Genomic DNA, 16,389 nt, shown 5'->3' on the forward strand with positions numbered 1-16,389 from the left:
GTCGGCGGCGACTAGCCCGTCCGGCACCGCGGCGGCATCTGGCGCGTCGCGGCGGTTGCGGCAGTGTCGCCACAGCGCCGGTTGCCGAGGGAAAGGTTCCCGTGTCCGTCGATCGCCTGACGCATCTGAAGCGGCTCGAAGCCGAATCCATCCACATCATCCGCGAAGTCGCCGCCGAGTTCAGCAACCCCGTGATGCTGTACTCGATCGGCAAGGACTCGTCGGTGATGCTGCATCTCGCGATGAAGGCGTTTTACCCCGCGAAACCGCCGTTCCCGCTGCTGCACGTCGACACGACGTGGAAGTTCCGCGAGATGGTGAAGTTCCGCGACGAGACCGTCGCCCGGCTCGGGCTCGACCTCATCGTCCATACCAACCAGGACGGCGTCGCGAAGAACATCAACCCGTTCGACCACGGCTCGTCCTACTACACCCAGGTGATGAAGACCGAGGCGCTGAAGGAGGCGCTGACGAAGTATGGCTTCGATGCCGCCTTCGGCGGCGCCCGGCGCGACGAGGAAAAGAGCCGCGCCAAGGAGCGCATCTTCTCGTTCCGCACGGCGAGCCACGGCTGGGATCCGAAGAACCAGCGGCCGGAGCTCTGGAACCTCTACAATGCCCGCGTGAAGAAGGGCGAATCCATCCGCGTCTTCCCGCTGTCGAACTGGACCGAGCTCGACATCTGGCAGTACATCCTGAAAGAGAACATCCCGATCGTGCCGCTCTACTACGCCGCGATGCGGCCGGTGGTGGAGCGCGACGGCATGCTGATCATGGTCGACGACGGGCGGTTGCCGCTCGGCGCCGGCGAGAGCGCCGAAGAGCGCCTCGTGCGCTTCCGCACGCTCGGCTGCTATCCGCTGACCGGGGCGATCGAGTCCGATGCCGCGACGCTGCCGGAGATCGTGCGCGAGATGCTGATCGCGCGCACCTCCGAGCGCTCGGGCCGGCTGATCGACCACGACGAGTCGGCCTCGATGGAAAAGAAGAAGAAGGAAGGCTACTTCTGATGTCGCTCGCAGAGACGCCCGTCGAGGAACTCGGTCTCGAGGCTTTCCAGGAGTATCTCGCCCGGCACGAGACGAAGACGCTGCTGCGCTTCCTGACCTGCGGGTCGGTGGACGACGGCAAGTCGACGCTGATCGGCCGGCTGCTGTACGACACCAAGCTGCTGTTCGAAGACCAGCTCAAGAGCCTCGAGCGCGACTCGCGCCGGCACGGCACGGTCGGCGAGGAGATCGACTTCGCGCTGCTCGTCGACGGGCTGGAGGCCGAGCGTGAGCAGGGCATCACCATCGACGTCGCCTACCGCTTCTTCGCCACCGACCGGCGCAAGTTCATCGTCGCCGATACGCCCGGCCACGAGCAGTATACCCGCAACATGGCGACGGGCGCCTCGACGGCCGACCTCGCCGTGATCCTCGTCGACAGCCGCCAGGGCATCCTGACCCAGACGCGTCGCCATTCGTTCATCGCCTCGCTGCTCGGCATCCGCCATGTGGTGCTGGCGGTGAACAAGATCGACCTGATGGGCTACTCGCAGGAGGTGTTCGACAAGATCGCCGCGGAGTACCGCGTGTTTGCCGCCGACTTCGGCTTCAAGACGCTGCAGGCGATCCCGCTGTCGGCCCGCTACGGCGACAACGTGCTCGATCGCAGCCCGAACATGGGCTGGTACACCGGGCCGACGCTGGTCGAGCATCTCGAGACCGTCGAAGTCACCGAGGATCTGCTCGAAAAGCCGTTCCGGCTGCCGGTGCAGTTCGTCAACCGGCCGAACCTCGACTTCCGCGGCTTCGCCGGCACCATCGCCAGCGGCCGTGTCCGGCCGGGCGATCCGGTGGTGGTGGCGAAATCCGGCCGCTCGACGACGGTGAAGGCGATCGTCTCCTATGACGGCGAGGCGGCGGAGGCCGTCGCCGGCGAGGCGGTGACGCTGACGCTCACCGACGAGATCGACATCTCGCGCGGTGACCTGTTGTCGGCGCCGACCGACCGGCCCGACGTGTCCGACCAGTTCGCCGCCCACCTGATCTGGATGGCCGACGAGCCGCTGCTGTCCGGCCGGCCGTATCTGCTGAAGATCGGGCCGAAGACGGTGTCGGCGACGGTGACCGAGATCAAGCACAAGATCGACGTCAACAGCTTCAACAAGCTCGCGGCGAAGACGCTGGCGCTGAACGAGGTCGCGCTGGTCAACTTCGCGCTCGCCGAGCCGGTCGCCTTCGACCCCTATGCGTCGAACCGCGAGACCGGCGCGTTCATCGTCATCGACCGCATGTCGAACCAGACGGTGGGCGCCGGCATGGTCGATTTCGGCCTGCGCCGGGCCGACAACATCCACTGGCAGGCGCTCGACGTCTCGAAGGAGTCGCGCGCCGCGGCCAAGGGCCAGAAGCCGGTGGTGATCTGGCTGACCGGCCTTTCCGGCGCCGGCAAGTCGACGATTGCCAACCTCGTCGAGAAGAAGCTGCACCTGCTCGGCCGGCACACCTACACGCTCGACGGTGACAACGTCCGCCACGGCCTCAACCGCGACCTCGGCTTCACCGACGCCGACCGCGTCGAGAACATCCGCCGCGTCGCCGAAACGGCGAAGCTGTTCGTCGACGCCGGCCTGATCGTGATGGTCTCGTTCATCTCGCCGTTCCGCTCGGAGCGGCTGATGGCGCGCGAACTGATGGGGCCGGGCGAGTTCATCGAGGTGCACGTCGACACGCCGCTGGAGATCGCCGAGGCGCGCGACGTCAAGGGCCTCTACCGCAAGGCCCGCGCCGGCCAGATCAAGAATTTCACCGGCATCGACAGCCCCTACGAGCCCCCGGAAAGCGCGGAACTGGTGCTCGCCGCCGGCACCGAGCCGCTGGAGGCGCTGGCGGACCGGGTGGTGGCCCATCTGAAGGACGGTGGCTACATCGGGTGAGGGGGGAGGCTGCCGGCTGTTGCCGGTGACCGTAAACAGGCATCATGCGTCGTTCCGACATTCGGAGGATCGCATGCCGGCCCCATCGCCCCGCGAAGATGAACTCGTTGCCAAGGCGCGCGCTGCCACGGGCCTGACGGAGCCATCGGCTCCGGCGGGCGGGGCGCCTTGTGCCTTAATCGAGCGAGAGAGCGCCCGTCGGCTCGCCGAGCTCGGTGGCAGCGATCCCACCGCGACCGCGCCGCCGCGCCGCGCCTGAACGCGCTGGCTGCCACCCGGCGCGGTTCATGTCGTGCGGGCGTCATGGCTGTCCGCTACGCAGGTCGGCAGCTTTCCCTCCAGGAACGGTCCTCACGACCTCATGCGCTTCCTCATCACCGGCACGGCGGGCTTCATCGGCTTCCATCTCGCGCGGCGGCTGCTCGCCGACGGGCATTTCGTGGCCGGGTTCGACGGGATGACGCCGTATTACGATCCGAAGCTGAAGGCGGCGCGGCATGCGATCCTCGCGCGCTCGAACGGCTTCCGGGCCCATCTCGGCATGCTGGAGGACCGGGCGGCGCTGGAGCGTGCGGCGGAGGATGCGGCGCCGGACGTGATCGTGCATCTCGCGGCGCAGGCGGGCGTGCGCTACAGCCTCGAGGCGCCCAAGGCCTATGTCGACGCCAATCTCGTCGGCACCGCCAACGTGCTGGAAATCGCCCGCGCGCTGCAGCCGCGGCACCTGCTGATCGCCTCCACCAGCTCGGTCTACGGCCTCTCCGAGGCGCCCGTGTTCCGCGAGACCGACCCGACCGACCAGCCGATCACCCTCTATGCCGCCACCAAGAAGGCGGGCGAGGTAATGGCGCACTCCTATGCGCATCTCTTCGAGGTGCCGACAACGCTGTTCCGCTTCTTCACGGTCTACGGACCCTGGGGCCGGCCGGACATGGCGCTGTTCAAGTTTGTCAGCGCGATTCTCGCCGGGGCGCCGATCGACGTCTATGGCGAGGGCCGGCAGGCGCGCGACTTCACCTATATTGACGACCTCGTCGAGGCGATCGTCCGGCTGATCGACGTCGTGCCGGTGCGGGGCGCGCCGGCCTCGGCCATCGACACGCTGTCGCCGGTGGCGCCGCACCGCATCGTCAACATCGCCGGCGGCGCGCCGGTGCAACTGATCGCCTTCATCGAAACCATCGAGCGCGTGCTCGGCCTGACCGCCGAGCGCCGGCTGCTGCCGATGCAGCCGGGCGACGTGCCGCGCACCTATGCCGATCCGGCGCTGCTGCGAGAACTCACGGGCTATGTGCCCGATACCGACCTCGAGACCGGCGTCACCGCCTTCGTCGATTGGTACCGCGCCTACCACGCCGCCTGAGCGTCAGCCGTCCCGCCAGCGATAGATCCAGTCGACGCTCGCCGCCAGCGGCCGGCCGCCGACGAGGCGCATGCCGAGGTCGCGGCCACGCGCCGCAATACCATCGAGGTGGTAGATCGCGGCGTTGCGGCGGGCGAGGGCGGCGACGCGGCTGGCGCGGCCGCGCCGCGCGGCGACATAGGCGGCGATCGCGCGCGTCGGATCGGCTTCAGCCGCAACGTGGCGGGCGAGCACCGCGGCATCCTCGATCGCCATCGCGCCGCCTTGCGCGGCGAACGGCAGCATGGCGTGCGCGGCGTCGCCGATCAGCACGACGCGGCCCTTCGACCAGGGGCCGGCCGGATCCACCGCACACAGCGCCCATTTGCGCCAGGTGTCGGGCGCGGCGATCAGGCGGCGGATCGGCTCGGCCCAGCCGGAAAAATGCGGCGCGATGTCGTAGCCGGTCGCCTCGGTGTTCCATCGCGTCGCGGTCCAGGCGTCGTCGACGAGGGCGACGAGGTTGAGCCGGTCGCCGGCGTGGACGGGGTAGTGGACGAAGTGGGCGGCGGTGCCGAGCCAGAGGCCGGTGGCGGTGGCCGGCTCCAGCGCCGCGGCGAGGCCGGAGTCGCTCATCGGGATCGTCGCGCGGAAGGCGACGCGGCCGCTGTAGGCGGCCGGCGGGCCGCCGACGAGGCGCACCCGCACGTCGCTCCAGACGCCGTCGGCGCCGACCAGCAAGGCGGCGGCGTCGGCATGGTCGCCGGCGGCGTCGCGCCAGTGCACGGTCATCGCCGGCCCGTCGTCGGCGACGGTCGTGACGCTGGCGCCCAGCCGCAGCGTGACGGCGGGCTCGGCGGCGACGGCGGCGAGCAGCGCCTGCTGCAGGTCGGCGCGGAGCAGCGTCCAGTAAGGGGCGCCGAAGCGCGCCGCGGCTTGCCGGCCGAGCGGCAGCCGGGCGAGCAGGCGGCCGTCACCGCCGCTACGGATCGCCACGGCCTCCGGCCGCACGGCCCAGCGGCCGATCGCGGCGCCGAGGCCGAGACTGACCAGCACATGCGCGGCGTTCGGCGAGATCTGGATGCCGGCGCCGACCTCGGCGAGTTCACCGGCGCGCTCCACCACCACCGAGGCGATGCCGCGGCGGGCGAGGGCGAGCGCCAGCGTCAGGCCGGCAATGCCGGCGCCGTTGATGAAGACGGGGTGGCGATCGGCCAAGGCCGCACGTCCATTTGCGGCCGTGCCGACGCCGCCAAGGGCGCTCTGCCGTTCGGCCGGGAAGAGGGGATCAGGCGTGGTCGAGGACCAGCGCGCATTCCGCCGGCACCGCGGCGCCGGCCTTCAGCGACGGGTCGTAGCGGTACAGCGTCGAGCAGTAACCGCAGATCTTCTCGTTATCGCTGCCCATGTCGAGAAACACGTGCGGATGGTCGAACGGGGGCTTGGCGCCGATGCACATGAATTCACGCGCGCCGACCAGAATCACGTCCACGCCGGCGTCGTTGTGGAAATGGGGGACGACCAGTTCTGCCATCTCGCGCCTGTCCTCTGTCTTGCGATCGCGCCGCACCATAGCCCCGGCCGCCGGTCGAGGGTAGAGGTTTCGTCATGCCGCCCCATGCGGAATGACCCTGACCGCCACCGTTCCGAGGACCCAGGATGCCAAGCTTTCGCCACGACGACCTCGACTTCGCCTATCTCGACGAAGGTGCCGGCGATCCGGTGCTGATGATCCACGGCTTCGCCTCGAACAAGGCGATCAACTGGGTCTATCCGGGCTGGGTCGACACGGTGGTGAAGAGCGGCCGGCGCGCGATCGCCATCGACAATCGCGGCCACGGCGAGAGCGACAAGCCGCGTGACCCGCGCTTCTATCGCCCGAGCCTGATGGCCGGGGATGCCCGGGCGCTGCTCGATCACCTGGACCTGCCGGCGGCCGACGTCATCGGTTACTCGATGGGCGCGCGCATCTCGGCGCTGCTGGCGCTGGCGCATCCGGACCGGGTGCGTAGCGTCGTCTTCGGCGGGCTCGGCATGGGGCTGGTCGAAGGCCTCGGCTCGTCGCAGCCGATCATCGACGCGCTGGAGGCGGCGAGCCTCGACGACGTGTCGGACGCGACCGGGCGGGCGTTCCGCCAGTTCGCCGACCAGACGCGCAGCGACCGCGTGGCGCTCGCCGCCTGCATGAAGGCGATCCGCGAAACGTTGTCGCCGGAGGACGTCGCGCGCATCCGGACCCCGGCGCTGGTGGCGGTCGGCAGCAAGGACGTGATCGCTGGCTCGGCGGCCGGTCTGGCGGCGCTTCTGCCGAATGCCGAAGCGTTGGAAATTCCCAACCGCGATCACATGCTGGCGGTCGGCGACAAGGCGTTCAAGGCCGGAGTGCTGGACTTTTGGCGGCGTCAGGGGTGAGACGGCCGGTTCTTCACGCTGCACGGTTAGGTCGGTTTGCTCACGTTGATGAGCAACATGAAGAGATGGACGATCAATCAGCGTAAACAGAGGATTAACGCGCACTCCGAATCTGTTTTCGAACTTCACCCAGAGGCAGAAAGCGAAATCGCGGCGATGCGCTGTCCGGGGCAGAGAGAATCAGAGCGGCGCCGGTCTGGCAAGAGGAATCACCGTCGCGGTTTGACTTCACGGCGGGGTGGTGTCCGGTCGTCGACATGGTCGCGCAGAGGTTGATGGCGGGGGTGCCGCGGGCTCCTCGGCGCGGCGAGACACGGGCCTGGACCGCTCGGAAAGCGAGTCAGACCCGGGGACCAAGTCGCTGGTTCGGGACTCGTTTCAGGTGTCTCGCTGCGAGTTGGAGTCATCTCGCTGAGGTGGTGAGTCAGGTCGTTGAGGCGCCGATTCATGTCGCTGAGAGATCGAGTCAGGCTGCATGGGTGGTGTCCGCAGGCTCGGCCCGACGCCCCGGGGCATGAGCGCCCGCCGTAGCGCGCCTCCCCTCCACCGTCTTCGCCGGGCTTGACCCGGCGACCCAATAGCCTCGCCGCCGGCGATGGTGGAGAGAGCATCCCCGGCCGAGAGATCCGTGCGTGTCGGCGAGGCCAGTAGGTTGCCGGGTCGAGCCCGGCAAAGACGCGGGAGAGGTTGGGGGCAGTGGATGGGTCCGGGCACGATGGATGGGTTGGGATCGCCGCCGCGGTCCGGGATCGGTCGTTAGGGGGCGATCGGGGAACCCCGCACCTCCAGCTGATCATCCGAGTCCGCTCTCGCCGCCAAGCCTCTGCGCCGTCGTCCGGTTCGCGCAGCGACCCCGCCGACCGCCGACCTCAGTCGCCCGAAAACACCGGCGCGCGCTTGGCGAGAAACGCCGCGCGGCCTTCGGCGTAGTCGGCGCTGTCGAAGCAGCGCTCGGCGGCGGTGTGGGCGGCGGTCCAGTCGGCGGTGCCGGGCAGGGCGACGATGGCGGCGACGGCGGCCTTGATCGCGGCCTGGGTCAGCGGCGCGTTGGCGGCGACGGCGGCGACGTAGTCGGCGGTCGCGGTCTCGAGGTCGGCGGGCTCGACGAGCCGGTCGACGAAGCCGATGGCGGCCGCCTCGGCGGCGTCGACGCGGCGGGCGGTGAAGATCAGGTCCTTCGTCCGCGCCGCGCCGATCAGGCGCACGAAATCGGCGACGGCCTCGGGCGGATAGGCGAGGCCGAGGCGGGCGGCGGGCACCGCGAACACCGCGTCGCGGGCGGCGATGCGGATGTCGCAGGCGGCGGCGAGGCCCATGCCGCCGCCGATGCAGAAGCGGCGGATCATGGCGATGGTCGGCTTCGGCGCGGCGCGGATCGCGGCGAAGGCCGCCTCGTTGGCGGCCTCGTAGGCGCGGGAGTTTTCGGCATTGCGGCGGACCTCGGCGAACTCGGAAATGTCGGCGCCGGAGACGAACGCGCCGTCGCCCGCGCCGCGCAGCACGATCGCGCGGACAGCCGGGTCGCCGGCGAGCTCGGCGATCGCCGCCGGCAGCGCCAGCCACATCGCCTTCGAGACCGCATTGTGCCGGCTGGGGTTGTCGATCACCACCACGCCCGCCGCGCCGCTGCGCTCGGTGCGGATCCGCCCGCCGATGTCTTCGTCCGCCATGCTCTTCGCCCCGCCAGACCGCTGTGCAGGCTTCATGCGGCGACGCGGCGGCCGAGGCAAGCCGGCGATTCGTCGCCGTGCCGCCCGATCGGTTGCCCCCCTGCGGTTGCGCCGCCGATCTGCGGTGTGGTCCGCGTCCAGCGCATGACAGGGAAAATGCTTATGTCTCAAATGCTTTTCGAGCAGCGCCGCCGGATATCCCCAACAGCCGAAAAATCCAGCTTGAAAAACTCCGGTATCGATTCATGATCGGGCATGACAGGTATCGTTAAAAATTTAGAATTCTAATCATGAACATTGTGACTATCGCGAGGATTGAAGAACAAGTGGGGCAAAGGCACGTTTGGTGGTTTGGATTGGTTCGAGAAATACAGTTGAAATCGGCTGACGTGCGCTTGGGGAACTTTGTTCGATGAGGTTGATCGCATCTTCTGCAGACTGGATCGTGGCAATTCCACGGATCGTCTATGGCCTGCGCTGGCGTCATCTGCTGCGGGCAGACCTTGCCCCCGCCGCTGCCGGGCGCGCGGCAGGGCCGTCTGGTGCCGGCGGGGGGACGCTGGCGCCGCACGAGCTCGCGCCCGGCCCGACCGCCTCGCCACGGGCGGTGCGCGACGCCGTCCTGCGGCATCTCCAGACGCGCCCGGTGGCCCACGCCGATCTCGTCGCCATCGCCGACATCTGTCTCGGTGCGGCGCCGCCGGCGGTGCCGGCCGAGGCCGCCGATGCGGTGGCCGGCGTGCACCGGCTGGTCGATCTCCGCCTCGGCCCGCGACCGTCCGCGGAAGTCGTGAAGCCGGCGACATTCGCGGCGCTGATCGACGACGTCGACCGGCGGATCGCCTGGGCGCCTTGCGACCTGCAGCAGGTGGGGGAGGCGATGCTCACCATGGTGCTCCGGCGCCACGCCGCGGTCGCCGCCGGCGTCTCCGTGTACCGGCGCGCCGCCGATGCGCGCGGCGGCCCGGGCGCGCGGCGCTGCGACGGGGCGGACCGGCCGCTGCCGGTCGGGCCGGGGCGGCGGGCGATGGCGGAAGGCCTGAAACTCGCGCATCGTTGAACGGCGTCAGGCCGTTTGGGCGCGCTTTCGGACCAAGGTCCCCTGCCTGCGGCGACCGGTCCATGCTAAGACAACGCGAAACGACCGGCCTTTCGGGCTAATTTCATCGCAGGAACTGGTTCATGGTTGTCTCGATCAAGCATGCGGCGGGCGCGCGCATCCTCGACAGCGTCGATCCGGTCTGGCGCCGCGTTCGGGACGAGGCGATGCTCGCCGTCGACCGCGAGCCGGCTCTCGGCGGCTTCATCTACCGGGTCGTGCTCGACCAGCCGACGCTCGAAGCCGCGGTGGCCGAACGGGTGGCCGACCGGCTCGACCACGTCGCGGTGCCGGCCTCGGCGCTGCGGCAGGCGTTTCTCGAGGCCTATGCGGCGGAGCCGGCGATGTCGGAGGCGATGCGGGTCGACATGCTCGCCGTGCTCGATCGCGACCCCGCCTGCGGGCGCCTGCTGGAGCCGCTGCTCTACTTCAAGGGGTTCCATGCGATCCAGGTGCATCGCTTCGCACACTGGCTCTGGACGACGAACCGGCGCGACCTCGCCTATTATCTGCAGTCGCGAAGCTCCGAGGTGTTCCAGGTCGACATCCATCCGGAGGTGCGGATCGGGCGTGGGTTGTTCTTCGACCATGCCACGGGCATCGTCGTCGGCCAGACGGCGGTGATCGAGGACGACGTGTCGATCCTGCAGGGCGTCACGCTCGGCGGCACCGGCAAGGAAACCGGCGATCGCCATCCGAAGATCCGCAAGGGCGTGCTGATCGGCGCCGGCGCCAATGTGCTCGGCAACATCGAGGTCGGCCGCTGCTCGCGCGTCGCGGCCGGTTCTGTGGTGCTGAAGCCGGTGCCGCCGAACACGACGGTGGCGGGCGTGCCGGCCAAGGTGATCGGCGAGGCCGGCTGCTCGGAGCCGTCGCGCAGCATGGACCACGTCCACCTCGGTCCCGAGATCTGAGCGGCCGGGACCTGCGGGGCCGGATTGCGCGGCGCAGGGTTGGTTTGCCGGCACGGCTGTGCCAAGAAGTGCCCCCGAGCGGAGCGGGGCGCCACGGCGGACGCCGCACCGACACCAACGAAGGAAAGCCGCAGCCGTGACGAAGGAAGAACTGAAGAAGGTCGAGACCTACATGCGCCGGGTGTTCTCGAGCCCGTCCATCTCGGTCCGCATGCGGCCGCGCAAGACCGACTCGGCCGAGGTCTACGTCGGCGAGGAGTTCATCGGCATCCTGTTCAAGGACGACGAGGACGGCGACCTCTCCTACAATTTCAGCATGGCCATCCTCGAGGGCGACCTCGAGTAACGACCGACCGGACCGGCGCGGCGCCTTCGGGCGTGCCGCGCCGCCGCGGGATCAGTTCAGGAAGACGCCGAAGCTGACCAGCAGCGCGCGGGTCGAGCGCGAAATGCTCTGCCAGTGCGGCAGCAGCCCCTTGCGGAAGCGCAGTTGCACCGAGAGCTCGCCGCCGGCGTGGATCTCGCTGAGGCAGCTCATCGGGAAGCCGCTGCCGTCCTCGGCGAGGCAGTGCACCGTGAACGGCCGCGTCGAGCCGGCCTCGAAATAGACTTCCTCTCCCGCCAGCCCCGAATCTTCCGACAGCAGATGGCCGACGAGGCCGTCCGGCGCCGCGATCGCGTCGCCGGCGAAGAAGTGCTGGTAGACGCTGGAGAGGCGCCCGGCGCTGTCGGTGGCGGCCTGGCGGCGCTGGATGGTGAGGAACAGCAGCGGCGCCTGATCGGTCGGATCGACGAAGGCGGCCGCGTTGCCCGGCTCGTAGCCGCGCAGCGTCGGCCAGTGCACGCCGAGGTCGATGCGCGGCTGCTCGGCATCGGTGCGCTGGTTGTCGAAGCGGATCATGTTGGCCGGGATCTGCAGGCGCGTGCCGTTGATCGAGACGGCGATCGGCGTCGGATCGGTGGCGCGCTGGCCGTGGCCGACGATGTCGCGCGTCCATTTCACCGCATAGCTGCCGACCATCAGCGCCCCGGCGATGCACAGCGAGATCGTGGTCACGCGCAGGATCCAGCCGCCGCGGTCGGCCGGCCGGTGGCGCCGGCGCACCTCGAAAGCGCTCTGGTCGACCTCGAACGGGTCGGCGATTCTGGGCAAGACCAGCCTCCCGGATTGAGACGGACCGCCCCATTCGGAGACAGTCCGGGCAGCAGCGCCCGCCGGGCGCGCCGCAAAACATGGTGAATTTCCCGTAAACGCCGGCTTGCCGCAAAACGGAACGAGTGTTGCGACGCGACACATACGAGCGCATCGCCGTATCATTCCGGCCAACATGGTTAAGAGGGCGTAAACGACATGCTGGGTGAAATCGCCATCGCCGGCTACATCATCGCCGCCGGCTTCGTCGCGGCGGGCGTCATCGCCTCGTTCTACCAGCTCGTCACCGCGCAGCCGGCGCGGTTCGATTTCAGCGGCGGCGGCTTTGCCTCCGGGCTCGCGACCATCGTGATCTGCATGTTCGCCGGGCCGGTGATCCTGATGCGCAACGCGCTGCGCGGCCGGCGCATCGAGCGGCGCCCGCTCGGCTGGCTGCTGGCGACGCTGGCGATCGCGTCGGGCTGGAGCCTGTGCTCTGGCGTCGTGGTGATGGAATTCGCGCTCGCGATCCGCGCCAGCCTGGTCTGACCGCAGCCGCCCGGACCGTCCGGCGCCGGGCCTGCGACATCCCGAGGCTTGATTGCGGCGGCCGGTCCCGGCGAGATGGCGGCATTCGCGTGGGCGCCCGGCGCCCGTTCATCGCCAAGGAGCCAGCCGATGCCGATCTATGCCCTCGACGGCGTCACCCCCGCCTTCGACGCCGATGCCGCCTGGGTCGCCCCGGATGCGACGCTGATCGGGCGTGTCGTGCTCGAGGACGACGCCAGCGTCTGGTTCGGCGCGGTGCTGCGCGGCGACAACGAGGAAATCCGGGTCGGCCGGCGCAGCAACATCCAGGAGCTCTCGGTGCTCCACACCGACATGGGCTTTCCGCTGACGATCGGGGAGGGCTGCACCATCGGCCACCGCGCGATCCTGCACGGCTGCACCATCGGCAACAACAGCCTGATCGGCATGGGCGCCACGGTGCTGAACGGCGCGGTGATCGGCGACAACTGCCTCATCGGGGCCAATGCGCTGATCCCGGAGGGCAAGGTGATCCCCGACAATTCGCTGGTCGTCGGCATGCCGGGCAAGGTGACGCGCACGCTGGACGAGGCGGCGATCGCGCGGCTGCGCGCCTCCGCCGACGGCTACGCCCGCAACTGGAAGCGTTTCAAGGCGGGGATGGTCGTGGTCTGAGGCGATTGCCGGTCCACCCTGCGGCCGGCGGTGCCCCGGCGCTGCGTTCTCGGCTATGGTCGCGGTCCTGTCGCGTCCGGTGGAGCAGGGCATCCCGTTCCCCGGCGCACCTCTCCACGCGGACCCTGTCATGGAATGGACCAGCGAAGGCATCCTGCTCGGCACCCGCCTGCACGGCGAGACGAGCCTGATCCTCGAGGTGATGACGGCGGCGCACGGCCGCCATCTCGGGCTGGTGCGCGGCGGGCGCTCGCGGCGGCAGCAGGCCGTGCTGCAGCCGGGCAATACGCTGCTCGTCAACTGGCGGGCGCGGCTCGACGGCCATCTCGGCCATTTCACGGCCGAGCCGGTGGTGAGCCGCGCGGCGCGGCTGATGGACAGCGCGGTCGGCGTGTTGTCGGTGCAACTGCTCGCGGCGCACCTGCGCTTCCTGCCCGAGCGCGACCCGCACCCTTCGCTCTACGAGGCGCTGGAGCTGATTCTCGATCATCTCGACGATCCGGTCGGCGCGGCGCGGATGATCGTGCGCTTCGAACTCGCGCTGCTCGACGAGCTCGGCTTCGGCCTCGATCTTTCGACCTGTGCCGCAACGGGCGTCAGCGACGATCTCGCCTATGTCTCGCCGAAGAGCGGGCGGGCGGTGAGCCGGGCGGCGGGGGCGCCGTGGGCAGGGCGGATGCTGGCGCTGCCGGCGTTTCTCGCCCGCAGTGAGCTGGTGCCGACGCCGGACGACCTGCGTGATGCGCTGGCGCTCACGGGCTTCTTCCTCGCCCGTCGGGTCGCCGAGCCGCGCGGCGAGATGCTGGCTCCCGCCCGCGCGCAGTTGATCGCGCGGCTGCCGGCGGGGCAGGCGGCCCCGGCCGGGGAGACCGGCCGGGATGCGGCGGCCGAGGATCTTACTCGGCTGCCTTGACGGGGACCTTCTTCGGCGCCGCCTTCTTGGTGGTGGTCGCCTTGGCGGTGGCCGCCTTCGCCGCTCCCGTCTTCGCTGCCGCGGGCTTGCGCGCGGGCGCCTTCTTCGGTGCGGTCTCGCCGTCGGCCTTGGCGGTCTTCGCGGGCGCCTTCTTGGCCGGAGCCTTCTTCGCCGCGCCCTTCTTCGACGGGCTCTGGCCCGCCTTCTCGGCGATCATGGCGAGCGCCTGCTCGACGCTGACGCCGGCGGGGTCGGTGCCCTTCGGCAGGGTCGCGTTGACCTTGCCCCAGTTGACGTAAGCGCCGTAGCGGCCGTCGCGGATGGTGATGGCGCCGCCGTCCGGATGGTCGCCGAGCGACTTCAGCGCCGCCGGGGCGCCGCGGCCGCGGCCGGCCTTGTCCTTCTTCTCGGCGATGGCGGCAACCGCGCGGTTGATGCCGACCTCGAACACTTCCTCGATCGAATCGAGATTGGCGTAGGCGCCGTCGTGCTGGATGAACGGCCCGTAGCGGCCGAGGCCGGCGGTGATCAGCTTTCCGGTCTCGGGATGCGTACCCACTTCGCGCGGCAGCGACAGCAGCGCGATGGCTTTTGCGAGATCGATCGTCGCCGGGCTCCAGCCCTTCGGCAGCGACGAGCGCTTCGGCTTCTCGCCCTCGCCGAGCTGGGCGACGTCGCCGAGTTGCAGGTAGGGGCCGAAGCGGCCGGATTTGAGCACGATGTCGAAGCCGGTGGCCGGATCCTGGCCGAGCGTGCGGTCACCGCTCTCCTCGCCCTCGCCGCCCTCGGCGGTGCCGAGCTGGCGGGTGTAGCGGCACTCGGGATAGTTTGAGCAGCCGACGAAGGCGCCGTACTTGCCGAGCTTCAGCGACAGCTTGCCGGAGCCGCAAGTCGGGCAGATGCGCGGGTCGGAGCCGTCGGCGCGCGCCGGGAAGACGTGCGCCGCCAGCATCTCGTTCAGTGCATCGAGCACCTCGGAGACGCGCAGGTCCTTGACGCCGGCGATGGCGGCGGAGAAATCGCGCCAGAATTCCCGCAGCACTTCGCGCCAGTCGAGTTCGCCGGCGGAGATGCGGTCGAGCTTTTCCTCGAGGTCGGCGGTGAAGTCGAACTCGACGTAGCGGTCGAAGAAGCTCTTCAGAAACGAGGTGACGAGGCGGCCCTTGTCTTCGGGCACCAGGCGCTTCTTGTCGACCACGACATAGCCGCGGTCGGACAGCGTCGTCAGCGTCGCGGCATAGGTGGAGGGCCGACCGATGCCGAGCTCTTCCATCTTCTTCACCAGCGTCGCCTCGGTGTAGCGGGGCGGCGGCTCGGTGAAGTGCTGCGTCGTGGTGATGCGGTCGCGCCGGATCGTCTCGCCGACCTGCATCGCGGGCAGGCGGCGCGACTCCTCGTCGTCCTCGTCGTCCTTGGTCTCGGTATAGAGCGTCAGGAAGCCGTCGAAGCGCATCACCGAGCCGGTGGCGCGCAGCGTCGCTTTGCGGCCGCCGGTGCTCGCGGTGATGTCGACGGTGGTGCGCTCGAAGTCGGCCGATTCCATCTGGCTCGCGACGGTGCGCTTCCAGATCAGCTCGTAGAGGCGGGCCTGGTCGGGGTCCATGCCGCGCGCGACATGCTTCGGCAGCCGGCTGAGCTCGGTCGGGCGAATCGCCTCGTGCGCTTCCTGGGCGTTCTTCGCCTTGGTCGAGTAGAAGCGCGGCTTTTCGGGCAGGTAGCGGTCGCCGTATTCGGCGGCGATCACCTTGCGCGTCGCGGCGACGGCCTCCGGGGCGATCTGCACGCCGTCGGTTCGCATGTAGGTGATGAGGCCGACGGTCTCGCCGCCGATGTCGACGCCCTCGTAGAGCCGCTGCGCGACCTGCATGGTGCGGCTCGCCGAGAAGCCGAGCTTGCGCGAGGCCTCCTGCTGCAGCGTCGAGGTCGTGAAGGGCGCATAGGGGTTGCGCTTCTGCGGCTTTGCCTCGACGGAGGCGACCGCGAGCGCGGCGGCCTCGAGGAACGCCTTGATCTCGCTCGCCTGCGCTTCGGTCTTCACGTCGAGCCGGGCGAGCTTGCGGCCGTCGAACTCGGCGATGCGCGCCTCGAAGCCATCGCCGGCGGCGGTGGCGAGGGCGGCGATGATCGACCAGTATTCCTGCGGATCGAAGCTCTCGATCTCGGTCTCGCGGTCGCAGACGAGGCGCAGCGCCACCGACTGCACCCGGCCGGCCGAGCGGGCACCGGGCAGCTTGCGCCACAGCACCGGCGACAGGGTGAAGCCGACGAGATAGTCGAGGGCGCGGCGGGCGAGGTAGGCCTCGACCAGCGGCCCGTCGATCTGGCGCGGATGCTTCATCGCCTCCAGCACCGACTGCTTGGTGATGGCGTTGAAGACGACGCGCTCGACCGGCTTGTCCTTCAGGACGCGCTTCTTCTGCAGCACCTCGAGCACGTGCCAGGAGATCGCCTCACCTTCGCGATCCGGGTCAGTGGCGAGAATCAGGCGGTCGGCGTCCTTCATCGCGGCGGCGATGTCGTTCAGCCGCTTCTGCGACTTCGGATCGACCTCCCAGCTCATCAGGAAGTCCTGCTCGGGATCGACCGACCCGTCCTTCGCCGGCAGATCGCGGACATGCCCGTAGGACGCGAGGACGTGATAGTCGCGTCCCAGGTACTTGTTGATCGTTTTCGCCTTTGCGGGCGATTCAACAACGACGACGTTCATCGATCCTCGGATCCGTTGGAAAAGCGGGTGCGCCGGCCCGGAAAGCTCCCGGCGGTGGTCCGCGGCCGCGACGT

At 69.4% G+C, this 16,389-nt stretch carries 15 protein-coding genes; 10 read left to right on the forward strand and 5 right to left on the reverse strand.

Annotation, left to right across the window (positions count from 1 at the left end):
- Positions 1-101: 101 nt before the first annotated feature.
- From cysD to I5731_RS04075, 3 genes are all read left to right on the forward strand, one after another.
- Positions 102-1,010 carry a sulfate adenylyltransferase subunit CysD gene (cysD, locus tag I5731_RS04065; protein ID WP_197310070.1) on the forward strand — a complete coding sequence of 303 codons (909 nt, stop codon included), beginning with the start codon at positions 102-104 and terminating at the stop codon, positions 1,008-1,010.
- Complete coding sequence (cysN, locus tag I5731_RS04070; protein WP_197310071.1) at positions 1,010-2,923, forward strand: sulfate adenylyltransferase subunit CysN; 1,914 nt, start codon at positions 1,010-1,012, stop codon at positions 2,921-2,923. Before cysD ends, cysN begins: the two co-directional genes overlap by 1 nt.
- A 361-nt stretch (positions 2,924-3,284) precedes the next feature.
- Positions 3,285-4,286: an NAD-dependent epimerase/dehydratase family protein gene (locus I5731_RS04075; protein WP_197310072.1), complete on the forward strand. Its 1,002-nt coding sequence runs from the start codon at positions 3,285-3,287 to the stop codon at positions 4,284-4,286.
- A 3-nt stretch (positions 4,287-4,289) separates the two neighbouring features.
- Here the strand turns inward: I5731_RS04075 and I5731_RS04080 are convergent, their stop codons facing one another.
- Positions 4,290-5,483, reverse strand: coding sequence for an FAD-dependent monooxygenase (locus I5731_RS04080; protein WP_197310073.1), 1,194 nt, complete (start codon positions 5,481-5,483; stop codon positions 4,290-4,292).
- Between the two features lie 70 nt (positions 5,484-5,553).
- On the reverse strand, positions 5,554-5,799 hold the full coding sequence (locus I5731_RS04085; protein WP_197310074.1) for a zinc-finger domain-containing protein: 246 nt from the start codon (positions 5,797-5,799) through the stop codon (positions 5,554-5,556).
- A 125-nt stretch (positions 5,800-5,924) separates the two neighbouring features.
- Here I5731_RS04085 and I5731_RS04090 point away from each other — a divergent pair, with 125 nt between their 5' ends.
- Positions 5,925-6,677, forward strand: coding sequence for an alpha/beta fold hydrolase (locus I5731_RS04090; RefSeq protein WP_197310075.1), 753 nt, complete (start codon positions 5,925-5,927; stop codon positions 6,675-6,677).
- A gap of 869 nt (positions 6,678-7,546) precedes the next feature.
- On the opposite strand, the gene I5731_RS04095 is transcribed toward I5731_RS04090, so the two are convergent.
- Complete coding sequence (locus I5731_RS04095; protein WP_197310076.1) at positions 7,547-8,347, reverse strand: enoyl-CoA hydratase; 801 nt, start codon at positions 8,345-8,347, stop codon at positions 7,547-7,549.
- Positions 8,348-8,792: 445 nt separating this feature from the next.
- On the opposite strand from I5731_RS04095, the gene I5731_RS04100 reads away from it, so the two are divergent.
- The 3 genes from I5731_RS04100 (at position 8,793) to I5731_RS04110 (ending at position 10,706) form a co-directional block, all read left to right on the forward strand.
- Positions 8,793-9,407, forward strand: coding sequence for a hypothetical protein (locus I5731_RS04100; protein ID WP_197310077.1), 615 nt, complete (start codon positions 8,793-8,795; stop codon positions 9,405-9,407).
- Between the two features lie 122 nt (positions 9,408-9,529).
- Positions 9,530-10,360: a serine O-acetyltransferase gene (gene cysE / locus I5731_RS04105; RefSeq protein ID WP_197310078.1), complete on the forward strand. Its 831-nt coding sequence runs from the start codon at positions 9,530-9,532 to the stop codon at positions 10,358-10,360.
- A gap of 136 nt (positions 10,361-10,496) precedes the next feature.
- Positions 10,497-10,706, forward strand: coding sequence for a DUF3126 family protein (locus I5731_RS04110; RefSeq protein ID WP_197310079.1), 210 nt, complete (start codon positions 10,497-10,499; stop codon positions 10,704-10,706).
- Between the two features lie 51 nt (positions 10,707-10,757).
- On the opposite strand, the gene I5731_RS04115 is transcribed toward I5731_RS04110, so the two are convergent.
- On the reverse strand, positions 10,758-11,513 hold the full coding sequence (locus tag I5731_RS04115) for a hypothetical protein (protein WP_197310080.1): 756 nt from the start codon (positions 11,511-11,513) through the stop codon (positions 10,758-10,760).
- Between the two features lie 198 nt (positions 11,514-11,711).
- Here I5731_RS04115 and I5731_RS04120 point away from each other — a divergent pair, with 198 nt between their 5' ends.
- The 3 genes from I5731_RS04120 to recO all read left to right on the forward strand — a co-directional run bounded on the left by I5731_RS04120 (position 11,712) and on the right by recO (position 13,608).
- Positions 11,712-12,041, forward strand: coding sequence for a DUF6949 family protein (locus tag I5731_RS04120; protein WP_197310081.1), 330 nt, complete (start codon positions 11,712-11,714; stop codon positions 12,039-12,041).
- Positions 12,042-12,170: 129 nt separating this feature from the next.
- Positions 12,171-12,695 carry a gamma carbonic anhydrase family protein gene (locus tag I5731_RS04125; RefSeq protein WP_197310082.1) on the forward strand — a complete coding sequence of 175 codons (525 nt, stop codon included), beginning with the start codon at positions 12,171-12,173 and terminating at the stop codon, positions 12,693-12,695.
- 130 nt (positions 12,696-12,825) lie between these two features.
- Positions 12,826-13,608, forward strand: coding sequence for a DNA repair protein RecO (gene recO, locus I5731_RS04130; protein WP_197310083.1), 783 nt, complete (start codon positions 12,826-12,828; stop codon positions 13,606-13,608).
- On the opposite strand, the gene topA is transcribed toward recO, so the two are convergent.
- The gene (topA, locus tag I5731_RS04135) at positions 13,592-16,315 is read right to left on the reverse strand and encodes a type I DNA topoisomerase (protein WP_197310084.1); all 2,724 of its coding nucleotides are present in this window, start codon (positions 16,313-16,315) and stop codon (positions 13,592-13,594) included. The genes recO and topA overlap by 17 nt on opposite strands.
- Positions 16,316-16,389 lie beyond the last annotated feature (74 nt).

Source organism: Methylobrevis albus, from assembly GCF_015904235.1.
GTDB classification, from domain to species: Bacteria; Pseudomonadota; Alphaproteobacteria; order Rhizobiales; family Pleomorphomonadaceae; genus Methylobrevis_A; species Methylobrevis_A albus.

Bases quoted from the DNA above. Each gene is read 5' to 3' on its own strand.
- I5731_RS04120 (WP_197310081.1), top strand. From the start codon at position 11,712: ATGCTGGGTGAAATCGCCATCGCCGGCTACATCATCGCCGCCGGCTTC.
- I5731_RS04125 (WP_197310082.1), top strand. From the start codon at position 12,171: ATGCCGATCTATGCCCTCGACGGCGTCACCCCCGCCTTCGACGCCGAT.
- topA (WP_197310084.1), bottom strand. From the start codon at position 16,315: ATGAACGTCGTCGTTGTTGAATCGCCCGCAAAGGCGAAAACGATCAAC.
- recO (WP_197310083.1), top strand. From the start codon at position 12,826: ATGGAATGGACCAGCGAAGGCATCCTGCTCGGCACCCGCCTGCACGGC.
- cysN (WP_197310071.1), top strand. From the start codon at position 1,010: ATGTCGCTCGCAGAGACGCCCGTCGAGGAACTCGGTCTCGAGGCTTTC.
- I5731_RS04075 (WP_197310072.1), top strand. From the start codon at position 3,285: ATGCGCTTCCTCATCACCGGCACGGCGGGCTTCATCGGCTTCCATCTC.
- cysE (WP_197310078.1), top strand. From the start codon at position 9,530: ATGGTTGTCTCGATCAAGCATGCGGCGGGCGCGCGCATCCTCGACAGC.
- I5731_RS04095 (WP_197310076.1), bottom strand. From the start codon at position 8,347: ATGGCGGACGAAGACATCGGCGGGCGGATCCGCACCGAGCGCAGCGGC.
- I5731_RS04085 (WP_197310074.1), bottom strand. From the start codon at position 5,799: ATGGCAGAACTGGTCGTCCCCCATTTCCACAACGACGCCGGCGTGGAC.
- I5731_RS04090 (WP_197310075.1), top strand. From the start codon at position 5,925: ATGCCAAGCTTTCGCCACGACGACCTCGACTTCGCCTATCTCGACGAA.